This window comes from Subtercola vilae, assembly GCF_004923255.1.
Lineage (GTDB): Bacteria > Actinomycetota > Actinomycetes > Actinomycetales > Microbacteriaceae > Subtercola > Subtercola vilae.
This window is the reverse complement of the sequence record NZ_QYRT01000004.1, coordinates 1-15,398: the sequence shown is the minus strand read 5'-3', so window position 1 is coordinate 15,398 and position 15,398 is coordinate 1. Positions and strand designations below refer to the sequence as shown.

Below are 15,398 nucleotides of genomic sequence, written 5' to 3'. Positions count from 1 at the left end.
CCCGCCGCCCGCCGCCGGTCAGGCGCCCGAGATGTCGCGGCGGCGGAGGGCGGCGACGGCCACCACGGTGAAGAGGGCGCTCAGGCCGAAAAGCAGGGCCAGGCCCGGAAGGTCAGCGCCGGTGGCCAGAGGGGTGTGCCGATAGGCCCATCCGTACGGGGTGAACGATCGCAGAGCATCCAGAGCGGCCGACTGACTGCCGATGGCGTTGACCACATAGCTCACAGCGGCGACACCAGCACCCGCAGCGGTGGAGAAGAGCCTACGGCCGGTCAGCGCGCCCACCATGAGGGCGGCGCTGCCCGAGACGAGGCCGAGCCCGAGAAAGGCGGCGCAGGCGGCGACGATGTCGGTGCCGGCCAAACCGAGTTGTGAGCTCGGGTTCACGGCGGCCAGCAGGGCGCCGCTCACGGCGGCGAGCACGACCAGTCGCACCGTTACGGCAAGGCTCCGCTCGAGTACGAGCTGGTGTCGGCTGACTCCGTGGGCGAGAATCAGTTCGAGTGCTCCGCTCTCCTCGTCGCCGGCGATGGCAGCCGAACCCCAGGTCGTGGCGGCGGCGCTCATCAGCAGAAAACCGACGAGGCCGAAGAACGTCGACTCGGCATAGCCCGAACCCGACGCTATGTCGGTGTACCCGAGGGTTTTGATGAGCTGCGGCGGCAGACTCGCGAGCAGAGCCGACAGCTGCGAATTGGCCCCGCCCAGAGACGGAAACAGGGGCATGTAGAGCAGAATCGTCGCGGCGAGACCGAGTGACCAGGCGAGAAGCGATCGCCAGCTACCCACGAGCGACTGCCTCAGAAGAGGGAGGGTGTGCGGGTGGGCGTCGGGAGCCTGCAGGGCTGCCGGATGCTCGGCTGAGGCATGCCCGTCACCAGGATGCTCGTCATCAGGTTTCTCGGCCACCGAATCTGTAGCGTCACGACTCATGAGGGTGCCTCTTCGTGCGTCTACCATCGCGGTGGTCGTCGCGGTGGTGCTCGCGCGTGCTGCCGGGTTCGTCGTCGCGGTACAGCGCCAGAACCGACTCTTCGAGGTCGGGTTCTTCGATGCGCAGGTCGACCACGGTGAAGCCCGCGAGCAGTTTTACGAGTCGGTCGATGCTGCCGTTGAGGGTGCCGGAGATGCAGACGCTGCCCGTGCCGAGAGGTTCGCTGATCCCGGCGCTGTCAGCGCTGAGCCCGGCACTGAGCGTGCTGAGCGCGCTCAGTGCGCCGTCGGCTTCGAGTGCGGCACGCACCGTCGCAACATCGGTGCCGCTGAGGGTCGCACGGACGTGCCGCGCGGCGCTCTGCCGCAACTCCTGAACCGAGCTGAGCCGAACCACTCGGCCGGCGCGCATAATGGCCACCCTGTCGGCGACCTGCTCGATCTCGCTGAGCACGTGCGAACTCACTATGACGGTCTGGCCGCGGGCGGCGGCCTCGGTGACCAAAACGAGAAACGTCTGCTGCACCAGCGGATCAAGGCCGCTCGTCGGCTCGTCGAGAACCAGCAGGTCGGGGGTGTGCATGAAAGCCTGCACGATGCCGAGCTTCTGCTTGTTGCCTTTCGACAGCGTACGCACCTGACGGGTGAGATCAAGGCCCACTCGTTCGGCCAGGGTATCGATGGCGCCGGGCGCGACCGGCCCGCTGATGCGGGCGAGCTGGTCGAGCAGGTTTCGACCGGTGATGCGGCCCTCGAGGCGAAGCTCACCCGGGAGATAGCCGATGCGGCGACGAAGCTCCGGGCCCCCGATGCGGGGGTCGACTCCGAGCACGAGGGCTGATCCCGACGTGGGGCGAATGATGTCGAGCAGCAGCCGGAGCGCGGTCGTCTTGCCGGCTCCATTCGGGCCGATCACGCCGAAGATGCTGCCGGCCGCGACGTCGAGAGTGAGTGCATCGAGCGCCACGGCTCGACCGAATCGCTTGCTCAGCGCGCTCGTGCTGACGGCAGCACCGGTGTGGGCAGCCATCGCTTCTCCCGTACCAGGCCGGCGTCGTTCAACCGGTCAGAGGCCGCGGGCGACTGCTGCTGCCGCGGCGAGCCAGGCACGGCGGGTCGCGGGTTGGAGGCCCGCGTGCTGGATTCGGCCCGCCTTCAGCGCCGGGTCGAAGGGCACGATGACCACATCGCGAACGTACGGCCGAAACTCGTCGGCCATGCGCTGCGAGATGCTCGACTCTTTCGGCTGCCACTCCGACACCACGACGACGGCGTTGCGGGCGAGCTCAGCCGCCTTCTCGCTGCGCGTCTGTACGGCCTGAAGGGTGAGCAGCGCGGCCTGCGCGCGGTCTTCCATGGTGGTGGTCGGAACCACGAGCTGGTCGGTGTGGTCGATCATCCGGAGCCAGTTCTCAGCACGGTCGCTGTTGCCGGAGTCCATGAAGATCAGCCGGTAGTACTTCGCGGCGACGCGGTGCACGAGGTCGACCTCGGCTGCGGTGACCTCATGGGTGCCGGCGATGTCTTCGTCAGAGCGCAGCACATCGAACTTGTCGGCCGGCTGGTGGTGCACGAAGGTCGACATCTGGCCGAACTCGGCCTCGCTGCTGAGCAGTGCGTCGGCGCTGTCGATGACGTCGAGAACGGTCGATTCGTGGGTACCCTGCTCGGTGCGCCAGCCGAGGGTGCCCATGGTCTCGTTGTTGTCCCAGGCGAGCACGCTGCCGCCGCCGTAGCGTCCGAAGACCGCGGCGAGGTTCACAACCGTGGGGGTCTTGTTGGCCCCGCCCTTGCGATTGATCACGGTGACGGTGCGCCGAGCGTCGAAACGACGGGTCACTTCTTCGATGTCGCGGCGTTCGCTCTGCTCAGACCGCCCCGGTGCCAGATGAAACCCGATGTGGTTGAGAAAGCCGGCGAAGCCCTGTTGGGCGGGCTCGGTGCTGCTGGGCGCGGCGAGAAACGAGGGGGCGTCACGCAAGTCACGGCTCTGTGTTTGGTTTGACATGGTGTCTTTCGTGTCTGCGGGTGAAACGGTGGTGGCTGGGGTTCTGGATGAGTCGGGCGAGGCGGTGCTCGCTGGCAACGACGGTGTTGCGGGTGCGGGCGCCGAGGTCACCAGAGCGGGCGAGGCCGCCGAGACCGGTTGGTATGCGGCCGACGAGGCGCCGTCATCATCGAAGTCGTCGTCGAGATCGTCATCCAGGTCGTCGTCGCTGGCATCGTCGATACCGTCGACATCGACATCGACATCGACATCGACATCGACATCGACATCGACATCGACGTCTTCGTCGTCGCTCTCGTCGCCCTCGCCCTCGTCGAGCTCCTCGTTCGGCGTGTAGCTCTCCTCTTCGACCGTTCCGTCGACGCCGACGAGCAGCACGCTCACGCCGGTCTGCGCGCGGGTGGTGACCCGAACGGGGCCGCCCAGACGCGCCGCCTCCGCCTGCATCAGGGCGATCAGAGCCTGCAGCGCTTCGCCGTCGGATGCGCCGGTGATGCGGTGCACAGTGCCGTCAACCCGAAGTTCCCCGGTGTTGTCGGGCCGCAGTGTGGCTGTCAGCACGGGGGCAGCAAGCACCTGGTTTTTGTCGATTGCCATGCCGAACCCCCTTCTTTTTCGTCAAAAATGTACGGGAACACTCGCTGTGCCCTTCATATGAGGTTAGACGACGGCGGGCATCTCGGCGGGGAGCTTCTCGGCGACGCCGAAACCCGCTAGGGGCATCCGGAGCGTGGCGGGCCTTGGAACCCTGCCACGCCGCGGGTCGGGGGCCCCGGTCGGGAAGGTCAGCGGGCCGCGCGTGGCGGGTCAGCGGGCGAGGCGGGGCAGGTCGATGTAGCGCACGGCGCGCATCCGCTCCCCTCGCTCGGCAGCGTAGTTCGGGTCGAGCAGCACGGCGGCGACGCGGTCGAGGTGGCTCGTCAGGGCGCCGGCGAGATCGTCCCACGCGGCGGCTCGGGCTGCTTCGACGGCGTCTGCCACGAACCGCTCGTCGCGGGTGAGCCGGTCGAGTTCTGACGAGAGAGCCGAGTAGGTCACGCGCCGCTGGGTGAGCATGGAGAACTGGGTGCGGGCATCCTCGAGCTTCGAAGCGGAGCGTCTCGGTGGCCTGGTGAGCGAGCGCATCTCGATGCGCATGCGGTTGGCGTACCCCACCTGTTCGAGGGCAAGCGCCCGCAGTTCTCGCCGCACGAACCCGCCGACGGCCTCTTCGTCGAACGAGCGATCTTCGCGCAGCGCTTCGACGATGATGTGGTTCTTCGTGGCCATGGTGAGCGCAAGGCGCATGATGAGAACGCCCTCATCGACGGCCCGCTGAATGACACCGTGATCGAGCGGGGGAGACGACAGCGCGAGGGCCGGGCGAGCCGCTCGGCGAAAGCGGGTGACGACCATGGCTTTCGCTTTCGTTGGTGCTCAGTTTGCAGTGCTCAGAAATCACCGCTCAGGGATCAGCGCCAGCTTACCGCCGGGGTGCTGGCTACTCAGAAATTCGAGGGCCGCGCGCGCGTCGTCGAGTGGGTAGGTTCGCGCGATCGGAACCACAAGCCGGCCCGACGCCGCCAGCCCGATGAGGTGCGCCCGTACGCTGTCGCGGTAGGCCGCGCTGGCCGGCATCGACCCGCCGATCGCGACGAATCCGTCTGCCGTGGCCCGCGCCGGTGCGGCAATGGTCACGATGCGCGCCCGGTCCGTGACGAGTGCGAGCGACGCGTCAACCGCTTCGTCGGTGCCGACGGCATCGAGCGCGGCAGCGAACCCCTCGGCGGCAGCGTCGTGAAGTCGGCCCTCGAGCCCTTCTCCGTACGCCACCGGATGCCCGCCGAAGCGCCGCACGGTCTCGAAGCTGCTCTCGCTGGCGGTGCCCACTACCCGAGCGCCGATGAGTTTCGCCTGCTGCAGCACACTCACGCCCACCGCGCCCGATGCCCCGTGCAGCACGATGGTGTCGCCCGGCGCGACCTTTGTGACGTGCAGCATCTCGCTGGCTGTTGTTGCGGCGAGCAGCAGGTTGGCCGCCTCGGCGAAACCAAGCGCCTCTGGCTTCGCGAAGACGTCTTTCGCCGGCACGGTCAGTGCCGACGCGTACCCGCCCTGTACCCGGAATGCGATCACCTCGTCGCCGACCCGGCCGCCGCCTGACGCGATCTCGGTGTCGGGCCCGACGGCGGTGATGATGCCGGCCACCTCGTACCCCACCGCGATGGGCAGTTGGCTGCGGTCACTGCCTGAAGCGACGTGCTTGTAGTCGGCCGGGTTCATGCCCGCCGCACGAATCTCGAGCGTCACCTCGCCGTGCTCCGGTTCGGGTACGACGGCCTCGACCTCGCTGAACACGTCGAGGTCGCCGAAGTCTGTTGCTATCCATCTGCGTTGCATACGGCTATTAAACGCTTGTCGCCTGCGAATGAGAACCGGCTGGCGGGTCGGCGAGTCGGCCCCGCGGCGCACTCGTGGCGGCGGCGCGTTGAAGCGCGCTACGCTCGCTGGGCGCGCCACCGCAGACGCGCAGGGTCTGCTGCCAGTGCTGGCGGTAGGCGAATCAGCGCAATACCGTATCGACTTCACGTTCGGAGACCGCCATGAGTGACATTCGAAACGAGGGTGTGGCCCCGGTCATCCTGGCGCCCAACCAGCCCCTCAACCGGCCCTACCGCGGAGGCTCGGGAATCGCCCGGTTCAGGGGCACCGCCCACATCGACCCGTACACCCCCGAAGACTTCGTGGGTTCGAGCACCGAGGTGTTCTCGGGCCACGGGGTGGGGCTCACGGTGCTGCCGGATGGTCGTTCCCTGCGTGATGCGATCGAAGCAGACCCCCTCGGCTACCTCGGGCCGCACCACGTGCAGGCGTTCGGCGCCGACCCCATGCTGCTCGTCAAACTGCTCAGCACCGACGAGCGGCTGTTCGTGCACTACCACCCCGATGCGGCGTTCGCTTCGGCGCACCTCGGGCGAACGGTGGGCAAGACCGAGGCCTGGGTGGTCATCGACACCGACGGGCCTGACGCCTATGCACTGCTCGGATTCAACCGCCCCATCTCCTCGGTCGAGGCCGAGCACTGGGTGACCGAGCAGGATGTTCCCGACATGGTGGGCGCCATGAACCGTGTCGCGCTGGCGACCGGCGACACTCTGTTCGTTCCGGCGGGCGTCGCCCACGGCATCGGGCCGGGCGTCACGCTGGTCGAACTGCAGGAGCCCACCGACCTCTCGATTCTGCTCGAATATCAGGGGTTTCCCGGCTTCACGCTGTCGAGTGCGCTGCTGGGGCTGGATGTTCGAACCGCCGTCACAGGGCTCGACCGATCTCTATGGCTGCCGGAGCAACTCGCAGTTCTGGGTGAGGGGCGGGGCGACGGGGCCACCCACTTTCCGCCGGCTGCCGACCGGTTCTTTCGGGCGCGTTCGGTGCATGTCGAGGGTGCGGCCACGCTGGCGGCTGGTTTCGCGATTCTGGTGGTGGTGGCGGGGGAAGGCTCGCTGCAGGCTGGTGCTGCCGCCGGTGCTGCATCCATCGGAGCCAGCGCGGCGCCGCTGCCGCTGTCGCTGCGGCTTGGCCGGGGGATGACCGTGCTGGTACCGTTCGGAGCCGGCGAGATCACCCTGCAGGGTTCCCTCGACGTGATCGTGTGCTCTCCGCCGGCGCCGCCGCGCGCTACCTGAGCATATTCACGTCGGGAGCCCTGACGAGAAAGACGTCGACCTCGTCTTCGCGTTCGAACTCGAAGCCGTGGCGTTCGTACAGTCGCCGAGCGGGGCTGCCCTGCAGAACGTCGAGTCGAAACGGGCGTTCATCGGCGTGCTCGCGCATCACGTGCTGCAGTACGGCGCTCCCCAGCCCGCGACCCTGCTGGGACGGGGCCAGGTAGAAGTGCTCGATCCACAGCGCGTCGGGCTCTGGGCGCACGGCGATCACGCCGAGGGCGACGTGCGTGCGGTCTTCGTCGGGAGCGGGCGACTCCGGTGATGCCGGCGCCCCGGGCAGTTCGCTGGCCCCGACTGCCTCGCCGGCCCCGGATGCCTCGATCACGGAGGTGAATTCGGGAACGAAGGCGTTCAGAAAGCGCTGCCGCACCCGGTCGGGGTCGAACCGGCCGAGCCGTTCGAGGTCGGGGCGCATGACCTCGGCGCGCAGCTCGGCGATCCAGGCGGCGTCGTCGGCCGTGCTCGGCCGCAGCCTCCACGGGGCTGGGTCGCGTTTGGGCGCGGCCCCGTCATGCGGCGACACGGCCGGGCTGCGTTCATACCCGGCCATGTCACGCCGCCGTACGGGCTGCGCCTCGTTCGGGAGCAGAGGGTACGGCGGTGGCATCGGGGTCGGTCGTCGGGTTCCACGAGTGCGGCATGCCGATCGGGTTCGGGTACGGGAACAGCGGCGCGCACGCCGCCGCCACCGGGTAGAGGGCCGCGGCGATCGCCCGCAGAGCATTGTCGTCGAACAGCTGCCACGGCCCCACGGCGAGCGTGTTGGTGAGCTGCTCCGCCCGCGCGAGGGCGGCTTCGCCCAACGGCGTGGCGGCGTGCGGTGCGGTGGCGGGTGATGTGCCGGCGTCGGTTCTGGATGCGGCCGGTGCAAGCAGGCCGCGCGCGACCAGTGAGCGCTGTTCGGCGTGCCACTCGTCGTCGGTCCAGCCGCGGGCGCGCTGCATGTGGGGGGCGTCGAGGTCGAGCCCGGCGCGCAGCACGATGGTCGACAGCCCCGCCATGTCTTCTGTCACCAGCGCGAGCACGTGTCCGTCGCCGCGGTGTTCGCGGAGCGTGGTGACGCACTGCCACAGCACTCGGTACGGGTCAGGGGTGACGAGGGCTGCGAGCAGTGCGTGGTTGGCCGCGGCCAAGGGGCGACCCACGGCGTGCGCGCCGACAGCGAGCGCGGCCGGCAGCAGCGCCTCGGCGGCGCGGGCGACGATCGACTCGTCGGGCGCGAGTGCGCGAATCGTGGCCACGGCACCCTCGGCGCGAGCCTCGAGAGCGCGTTCGGGCGTGAGTGTGCTCCACACCGCGGGCAGGGCCCGCTCGACGAGCGCGGGCGCGAAACCACTGAAGATGGCGGTCACGGGCGCGCCCGAGATGGCTCCGAGGGGGGCTGCGCGGCCGGCGAAGTAGCCGTCCCAGTAGCGTGTGAGGCCGGCGGCGGCGAAACTGTCGCGCGACTGCGGCGAGAAGTAGGTGAGGGCGTGAACGGGCTCGAAGAGAGTCCAGAGGGCTCGAACCAGATGTTCCCGACTGCTCATGTGCGCCTTCCGTTCTCATGCCGCGCCCCCGCCGCCGCCCAACACCCTCGAGCATACGTGCAGCCCACCACCCCGGGCTTTCGCCCCCGAGGCCGGGCGGCTACGGTGGTGTGATGGCCAGACTCGGTGTTGTTGTCGACTATTCCAGTGATTTCGCCGAGGCCGCAGCCGACGTGGTTCAGTTCGAGAAGTTCGGCGTCGAGCAGGTCAGCGTCTCTGAGGCGTACTCGTTCGATGCGGTGAGCAAGCTCGGCTACCTCGCGGCCGTCACTGAGCGCATCACGCTGGCCACGGGCATCCTGCCTCTGTACTCGCGCACGCCCACGCTCATCGCCATGACGGCGGCGGGGCTCGATTCGCTGTCGGGCGGGCGGTTCGAACTCGGCATCGGAACCTCGGGGCCGCAGGTCATCGAAGGCTTCCACGGGGTGCCGTTCGACGCACCCCTGGGTCGCACCCGCGAGACCATCGAGATCTGCCGCGCCGTGTGGCGGCGCGAGAAGATCGACCACGCCGGGCGGTACTACTCGATTCCGCTGCCGGTGGGCGAGGGCACCGGGCTCGGCAAGCCGCTGAAGCTCATCAACCGACCGCTGCGGCCGGGCATCCCGATCACCGTCGCGGCGCTCACGCCCAAAAGCGTGGCGCAGGCCGCAGAGATCGCCGACGGCTGGCTGCCCCTGTTCTACTACCCCGAGCGGGCCGACCTCGCGTGGGGCGCAGCTCTCGCGCAGGGCAGAGCTCTTCGCGACCCGGCCCTCGGCGCGCTCGACGTCGTTGCAGAGATGCCCCTCTTCATCGGCGACAGCACCGACGAGGCCTTCGACGAGTACCGCCAGCGCATGGCGTTGTATGTGGGCGGCATGGGCGCCCGCGGGGCCAACTTCTACAACGACCTCGCCAGCCGCTACGGCTACGGCGACGAGGCCGCCCTCATTCAGGAGCTCTACCTCACCGGCCAGAAAGCCGAGGCCGCCGCCGCCGTACCCGACGACCTCGTGCGCTCGACCGCCCTCATCGGCACCGAGAGCGAGGTCAGGCTCCGGATGCTCGCCCTGCTCGATTCGGGAGTGACCACGATTCTCGTGCAGCCCCTCGGCGGCTCGCGCACCACCCGTCTCTCGGCCGTCGAGGCCGCGCAGAACCTGCTCGCCTCCCTCGCCTGACGCCTGACGCCTGACGCCTGACGCCGATCGCGTCACGCCCCCTCGAACCTCCCTGCCATCAAGTCGATCTCTGAGTGCCGGATTTGCATTCGTGCCGCCTCGACCGCCCACCGCGCCACACTCTGTCTGACCTCGGCCTCGATGGTCTTCGCCTGGGCGAGGCTGAGCCTGAAAAGACCGGCGACCGCCCGCGCCGACTCCACATCGATGTCGAAGTCGTTGTCAACGACCGCCGTCGAGAGCTGTTTGTTGCCGGGCTCGGGGTTCGGATTCAGGTCGAATGCGGGTGCGAGGTTCCATGAGTTCGAGCTGTCTTCAGGCAGAAAGCCATGGTTTCGAAGGTGATCATCGGTAGTGGAGATGAGCATCGAGAACACCATGCGCCGCCAAAGTTCGGCCAGCTGCGCTGTCGGCAACGACGCGAACTGCTCGATCAGTTCGGCGATCTCGACAGAGCTGCGCTGTTCGCCGTCGCGGGCTTCGAGCAGGGGCAACGATGTCCTGCGCCTGCTTGTCGGCGCGGGGAGCTCAATCGGCGGCGGGCATCCAGCCCCCGACCTCTGAGCTGATGACGGTCTCGGGCCGCAGCGTGCTGGTGCTCGGCAGATTCGACAGACACGGCGATACGCGCATCGGCTACGCGAGCGCGATGACCCTAGTCGAGTTCGCCGAATAGGCCAGCGGCGTGGCGAGATATGAATCGGCGTAGCTGAAGGTAGCGCTTTCGGTGCGCCCGCGCCGGTGCGCCCGCGCGGGTGCGCGAACACCGTTCCGGCGAGCGGTCGTAGCCAAGCAGTTGCACCCACACCTCGGCGCGTTCGTCAACCATTGTCGGTTCTCAGGGTGGTGGGGCGCCGCACTCGCTGGGGAAGTATCTCATCAGAACGCAACCGCCCCACGTCAGACGAGTACGGGTCGACGCTCTCGACAACCTGCTGCAGGATGCCCAGCGAACGAAGCACCCGCACCAGACTCTCGACGCTCGCCCCGCCTTCGCCCTGCTCAAGGCGGCGCAGTGTTCCTCGAGAGAGCTGCCCGAAATGTGTAGTTGGCTCAGCGTCGATACACGAATTGCATCCGTTGTCAGCCCCCAACGCCGCGCTGCATTTGATCGTACGGTGAAGGGGTGAGAGTCTCTGTCGTCATTCCGGTGAAGAACGATTCCCGAGCGCTCGCGAGCTGCCTGGCGGCGCTCGCCGCACAGACCGTGGCACCAGACGAGGTGATCGTGGTCGACAACGCGAGCACCGACGACAGCGGTGACGTGGCCGCCGCGTGGGGGGCCCGCGTACTCTACGAGGCCGAGCCGGGCATCCCTGCAGCCAGCACGACGGGCTACGACGCGTGCCGGTTCGATGTCATCGCGCGTCTCGACGCAGACTCGGTGCCGCCGCCGCGGTGGATAGAGAACGGCCTGGCGCGGCTCGAAAAAGAGCCCGGCGTCGACGCGGTCACCGGGCCCGGCCGTTTCTACGATGGCCCAGCGCGGGGCAGTTGGATGCTCGGGGCGCTGTACATGGGTGCGTACTTCCACTCGATGCGCTTGGCGCTCGCGACGGTTCCGCTGTTCGGGTCTACCTTCTTTCTGCGGCGGTCGGTGTGGCGTGAGGTGCGGGGCTCGGTGCACTGCTGGGGAACCGATCTGCACGACGACGTGGATCTGAGCATCCATTTGACCCCACGGTTCACGATTGTGTACGACACCGCAGTCTGGGTTGGCATCTCGTCACGCCCGTTGACCGATTGGCGCACCTTCGCGTACCGCATGCACCGGGGTTTTCAGACGCTGGCGCTGCACTGGCCGGCGAGTTCGTCGGTTCTGCGCTGGCGGCATGTGCTGCTGCGGTCGCTGGCTGCCCCTACTTCGCGGTGAATCCCGCATCGACCGGCAGCGTGACCCCGGTGACATACCGCGCCTCATCGCTGACCAGCCACGCGATCGCGTTGCTGATGTCGATGGGCTGAATCAGCTCGACCGGCAGCAGGTTCTGCAGTGCCGCGCCCATGCCGGGGTTCGAGTTCAGGAACTCCTGCATAGCGTCGTTCACCACCATCGGGGTGTTCACGCCGGTGGGGTGAACCGTGTTCACCCGGATGCTCTTCGGCGCCAGCCAGTTCGCGTAGGTGCGCATGAGCCCGACGACGCCGTGCTTGGCCGCCGTGTAGCCCGACGTTGCCCCTGTTCCGTCGCCACCCGCACCACTGAGGCCCTGGGTCGAGCTGGTCAGCACGATCGCACCGCCCTGGCCCTTCTCGATCATCGACGGTACGGCGGCCATCACGGTGTTGTGAACGCCGAACAAGTTCACCTCCACCACGTCGCGGAAGGCTTGTGCGTTGTCGGCCTTCGTGCCCTGCGGTGCGATTCCGGCGTTGGCGAGAATGATGTCGACGGGGCCGAGCTCGGCCACACCCTTCTTGGCGGCCGCCACGAGGGCGTCGAGATCGCGCACGTCGGCCCTGATCGCCACGATGCGGCGGTCGAGGGCTTCGACACCCGCCACCGTTTCGTCGAGGTCGGCGGGAACCGACATGGGGTAGGGAACCGAGTCGATCTGCCCCACGATGTCGACGGCGATGATGTCTGCGCCCTCCTGGGCGAGGCGCAGCGCGTGACTGCGCCCCTGGCCGCGAGCGGCGCCGGTGATGAAGGCGACTTTGCCCTCGAGTCTTCCCATGATGCTCTTCCTTTCGATAGAGAGTGGATGGTCGCCTCCGAAAGCGTGAGCGGCCAGTGCCCCACATTCGGCACTGAGTGCCGAATAGTCGCAGGCTAGCCCCGCCCGACATGATTGGCAAGGAATATTGCCGGGCCGTTCGGCTGTTACCCAGAGGTACCCCGTGCGTGCGCCCGGTTGTCGGGCGAGCGCCCCGATCGAATGGACACTTGCGTATGACCGACCTCTTCTCGCCTTTCACTGCCGGCGACCTCACCCTTTCGAACCGCATCGTCATGGCCCCGTTGACCCGCACCCGTTCCGGCATCGAAGGAGTGCCGGGCGACATGGTTGTCGAGCAGTACGCCCAGCGGGCATCCGTCGGCCTCATCGTCAGCGAGGGCATCTACCCCTCGTTCGCCGGGCAGGGCTACCCGGGCCAGCCGGGGCTCGTCACTGAAGAGCAGCTCGCCGGCTGGCAGAGGGTGACCGATCAAGTGCACGCGGAGGGCGGCACCATTGTCGCCCAGATCATGCACGCCGGGCGGGTCAGCCACTCTGAGATCAACGGCAATAACCATGTCGAGGCCCCGAGCGCCATTGCCATCGACGGCGAAACCCACACGCCGCTCGGAAAGGCGGCCTACCCGGTGCCGCACGCGCTCGGCGAAGACGAGCTTCCCAGCATTGTCGAGACTTTCGTTCAGGCCTCGAAGAACGCCGTCGCAGCCGGCTTTGACGGCGTCGAACTGCACTCCGCGAACGGCTACCTGCTGCACCAGTTTCTCGGCGCCACCTCGAACGTGCGCACCGACGGCTACGGCGGCTCAGCTCTGAACCGCACCCGTCTGGTCACCGAGGTGATGACCGCTGTCGCCGAAGCGATCGGTGCTGGCCGCGTGGGCATTCGCATCTCGCCGTCGCACAATATCCAGGGCATCATCGAGAACGATGCGGATGACCGCGCCGTCGTCTACGGCCGGCTCATGCAGACCGCCGCCGACCTGGGCCTCGCCTTCGTCAGCGTTCTGAACGCGGAGCCGTCCGGCGACTTCGTGCAGGGCCTGCGCGCCCAGTTCGGCGGAGCCTTCCTCGTCAACAGTGGCTTCGGCGCGGTGACAACCCGCGACGAAGCGATCGCCCTGATTGCGGATGCCCAGGCCGACGCCGTGGTGGTGGGCCGCCCGGTCATCGCCAACCCTGACCTGGTCAGGCGCTGGCGCGACGACCTCGAGCTGAACCCGCTCGACCCGGCCACCCTCTACGGCGCGGGCCCCGAGGGCTACACCGACTACCCCACCTACGACGAGGCATTCGCGCCCGTCGCGTAGCCGCGCACCGGGCCCAGACAGAGATTCAGGGCCAGACGGCGACTCAGGCGGGTTCGGCCGCCAGCCAGGCGTCGATCGCGATCTTCGCGGCAGACTTCAGGCCGGCCGAGCCCGCCCCGCACTCGATCGAGCTCCACGCGCACGCGGCGAGCTGCTCGTCGCTCAGCCCGAGAACCGTGCGGCAGAGTTCGTACTCAGCGAGGATGTCCGGCCCGAACAGAATCGGGTCATCGGCGTTGATCGAGCAGCGCACGCCCGCCTCGAGCAGCACCTTCAGCGGGTGGGCACCGATCTCGGGCACCACCGACAGCAGCACGTTCGAGGTGGGGCAGACGTCGAGGCAGATTCCGTCGGCCGCGAGCCGCGCCATGAGGGCGGGGTCGAGTGCCGAAGTGACACCGTGCAGAACGCGGTCGGCGTGCAGGTCATCCAGAGCCGACCACACCTCGACGGGCCCAACCAGCTCGCCCGCGTGCGGCGTCGACAGCAAACCGGCCTTTTTCGCAATGGAGAACGCCTCGGCATACGGGGCTCCCGGATGCCCGCGCTCGTCATTCGCGAGCCCGAGCGACACCACACCCCGCCCGGCGAACGCGGCCGCCACCTTCGCGTAGGCCACCCCCACCTCGATGCTCTCGATGCGGTCGACGGTGATCATGAGCCCGATCTCGACGCCCCACTTCTCAGCCGACGCGCGGCACAACTCGATCATGGCTTCGAGAGCGAGCTCGGTCGAACCGTAGACCCCGGCGTAGAAGTGCGGGCTTGCCCCGAACTCGATGTAGACGACCCCTTCGCGGGCCGCATCTTCGACCGCTTCGTCGATGAGCCGAGCCAGGTTCTCGGGGTTCGAGAGCACGGCGAGAATGCCGCGGTAGGTGTCGCTGAACTCGGTGAAGTCGGTGAACACGCTGTGCATGGGCACGACGATGTCCATGGCCTCGCTCATGTCGGTGAGCGTGGCGGGCCGAATCGCCGCCTCCATGTGCAGGTGCAGGTGCCCCTTGGGCAGCAGCGCGAGATCGCGCACGGGGGCCTGGGTCTGAACGGCGGTGTCGGTCATGAGTCTGCTCCAGCTTCGATGAGGGCGGTGAGAAAGGCGTGCAGGGCAGCTTCGATGTTGACGGCAGTGACGGCGATGGTGTCGGGGGCCGGCTCGATGGGCCAGGGCACGAGGCGCCCCTCGGCCGTCTGCATGACGCGCGCGCGAACCGTGAAGCCGTCGTTCGTGATGTTCACAGGGCCGGTCACGGTCTCGGTCGCCCACTCGGGGTGGAGCATCAGCATGGCGGCGAGCCCGTCGTGCACAGGGCTCACCCTGCGGCCCCAGGCGAGTCGGTAGAAGTCGAGGTACGACTCCAGAATGGTGGCGGCGAATGTGCCGGTGGCCGTGCCCGAGCGGTGCAGCATCAGCACGTCTTGCTCGTCGGTGACCACGGTGGCCGTGGCGTTCACCCCCACCATGAGGCGCCGGGTCGCGGGTGCCTGGAATACAGCGCGTGCGGCATCGGCGTCGTTCTGGATGTTCGCGTCGAACATGTCGGTGCGCCCCACCTCGGGGAACGGGCCGCTACCACCCATGATCGTGATCGAAGTGAAGAGGGTCAGCAGGTCGGGCTCGATCTCGAGCGCCAGAGCGATGTTCGTGAGGGGGCCGAGCGTCAGCAGCTCGTACTCTCCGGGGTTGCCCCTGGCCAGCTCGACGAGGTATTCGGCTGCGCTCTGCGGCAGCAGGTTCGAGGGCTGTGGCCGCTCATCGATCACGTCACCGAGGCCGTCATGCCCGTGCACATAGTGTGCGATGTGCGGCTCGGCGTGCAGCGGTTTCGCCGCCCCCCTCGCCACCGGCGTTTCGCCAAGGCCCACGAGCCCGAGCACGTAGGCGATGTTCTGCACCGAGTCGTCGACGACGCAGTTGCCGTACACCGCCGTGATGGCGACCAGCTCGACCTCGGGCTGCGCTGCCAGGTAGAGCAGGGCGAGCGCATCGTCGATTCCCGTGTCGGTGTCGACGATGATGCGGCGGGTGGGCGCGGAGGAGGTCATGCGATCCGTTCTGGGCGGGGG

Annotated in this window: 16 protein-coding genes; 4 read left to right on the top strand and 12 right to left on the bottom strand. The window is 68.1% G+C overall.

The window, feature by feature from the left end; translation table 11 throughout:
* Positions 1–18: 18 nt before the first annotated feature.
* The 5 genes from D4765_RS02710 to D4765_RS02690 all read right to left on the bottom strand — a co-directional run bounded on the left by D4765_RS02710 (position 19) and on the right by D4765_RS02690 (position 5,320).
* Complete coding sequence (locus tag D4765_RS02710; protein WP_136640691.1) at positions 19–933, bottom strand: ABC transporter permease subunit; 915 nt, start codon at positions 931–933, stop codon at positions 19–21.
* On the bottom strand, positions 923–1,963 hold the full coding sequence (locus D4765_RS02705) for an ABC transporter ATP-binding protein (RefSeq protein WP_136640690.1): 1,041 nt from the start codon (positions 1,961–1,963) through the stop codon (positions 923–925). The genes D4765_RS02710 and D4765_RS02705 overlap by 11 nt, the downstream gene beginning before the upstream one ends.
* 36 nt (positions 1,964–1,999) lie before the next feature.
* On the bottom strand, positions 2,000–3,538 hold the full coding sequence (locus D4765_RS02700) for a MinD/ParA family ATP-binding protein (RefSeq protein ID WP_136640689.1): 1,539 nt from the start codon (positions 3,536–3,538) through the stop codon (positions 2,000–2,002).
* A gap of 210 nt (positions 3,539–3,748) precedes the next feature.
* The gene (locus tag D4765_RS02695) at positions 3,749–4,336 is read right to left on the bottom strand and encodes a hypothetical protein (protein ID WP_136640688.1); all 588 of its coding nucleotides are present in this window, start codon (positions 4,334–4,336) and stop codon (positions 3,749–3,751) included.
* A 42-nt stretch (positions 4,337–4,378) separates the two neighbouring features.
* On the bottom strand, positions 4,379–5,320 hold the full coding sequence (locus tag D4765_RS02690; protein WP_136640687.1) for a zinc-binding dehydrogenase: 942 nt from the start codon (positions 5,318–5,320) through the stop codon (positions 4,379–4,381).
* A gap of 203 nt (positions 5,321–5,523) precedes the next feature.
* On the opposite strand from D4765_RS02690, the gene D4765_RS02685 reads away from it, so the two are divergent.
* The gene (locus D4765_RS02685; RefSeq protein ID WP_136640686.1) at positions 5,524–6,606 is read left to right on the top strand and encodes a hypothetical protein; all 1,083 of its coding nucleotides are present in this window, start codon (positions 5,524–5,526) and stop codon (positions 6,604–6,606) included.
* Here the strand turns inward: D4765_RS02685 and D4765_RS02680 are convergent.
* Entirely contained in the window at positions 6,599–7,198 is a 600-nt protein-coding gene (locus tag D4765_RS02680) for a GNAT family N-acetyltransferase (RefSeq protein ID WP_136640685.1), read from the bottom strand. The genes D4765_RS02685 and D4765_RS02680 overlap by 8 nt on opposite strands.
* Position 7,199: 1 nt before the next feature.
* Positions 7,200–8,177, bottom strand: coding sequence for an SCO6745 family protein (locus D4765_RS02675; protein WP_201799210.1), 978 nt, complete (start codon positions 8,175–8,177; stop codon positions 7,200–7,202).
* Between the two features lie 113 nt (positions 8,178–8,290).
* On the opposite strand from D4765_RS02675, the gene D4765_RS02670 reads away from it, so the two are divergent.
* Positions 8,291–9,343 (top strand): LLM class F420-dependent oxidoreductase, encoded by a 1,053-nt coding sequence (locus tag D4765_RS02670; RefSeq protein WP_136640684.1) that lies wholly within the window; start codon positions 8,291–8,293, stop codon positions 9,341–9,343.
* A 32-nt stretch (positions 9,344–9,375) separates the two neighbouring features.
* Here the strand turns inward: D4765_RS02670 and D4765_RS19090 are convergent, their stop codons facing one another.
* On the bottom strand, positions 9,376–9,837 hold the full coding sequence (locus tag D4765_RS19090; RefSeq protein ID WP_161580326.1) for a HipA domain-containing protein: 462 nt from the start codon (positions 9,835–9,837) through the stop codon (positions 9,376–9,378).
* A 327-nt stretch (positions 9,838–10,164) separates the two neighbouring features.
* Entirely contained in the window at positions 10,165–10,305 is a 141-nt protein-coding gene (locus tag D4765_RS19085) for a hypothetical protein (RefSeq protein WP_161580325.1), read from the bottom strand.
* Between the two features lie 164 nt (positions 10,306–10,469).
* On the opposite strand from D4765_RS19085, the gene D4765_RS02660 reads away from it, so the two are divergent.
* A complete protein-coding gene (locus D4765_RS02660; protein ID WP_136640682.1) occupies positions 10,470–11,216 on the top strand; it encodes a glycosyltransferase family 2 protein in 747 nt (248 codons plus the stop codon).
* On the opposite strand, the gene D4765_RS02655 is transcribed toward D4765_RS02660, so the two are convergent.
* Positions 11,203–12,021, bottom strand: coding sequence for a mycofactocin-coupled SDR family oxidoreductase (locus D4765_RS02655; RefSeq protein ID WP_136640681.1), 819 nt, complete (start codon positions 12,019–12,021; stop codon positions 11,203–11,205). The two genes, D4765_RS02660 and D4765_RS02655, sit on opposite strands and share 14 nt — an antisense overlap.
* Positions 12,022–12,236: 215 nt before the next feature.
* On the opposite strand from D4765_RS02655, the gene D4765_RS02650 reads away from it, so the two are divergent.
* Entirely contained in the window at positions 12,237–13,331 is a 1,095-nt protein-coding gene (locus tag D4765_RS02650; RefSeq protein ID WP_136640680.1) for an alkene reductase, read from the top strand.
* A gap of 43 nt (positions 13,332–13,374) precedes the next feature.
* On the opposite strand, the gene add is transcribed toward D4765_RS02650, so the two are convergent.
* Both add and D4765_RS02640 read right to left on the bottom strand, forming a co-directional pair.
* Positions 13,375–14,394 carry an adenosine deaminase gene (gene add / locus D4765_RS02645; RefSeq protein WP_201799209.1) on the bottom strand — a complete coding sequence of 340 codons (1,020 nt, stop codon included), beginning with the start codon at positions 14,392–14,394 and terminating at the stop codon, positions 13,375–13,377.
* Positions 14,391–15,398, bottom strand: a 1,008-nt coding sequence (locus tag D4765_RS02640) for a nucleoside hydrolase (RefSeq protein ID WP_237280219.1), incomplete at its 5' end; no start/stop codon positions are given. The genes add and D4765_RS02640, both read right to left, overlap by 4 nt.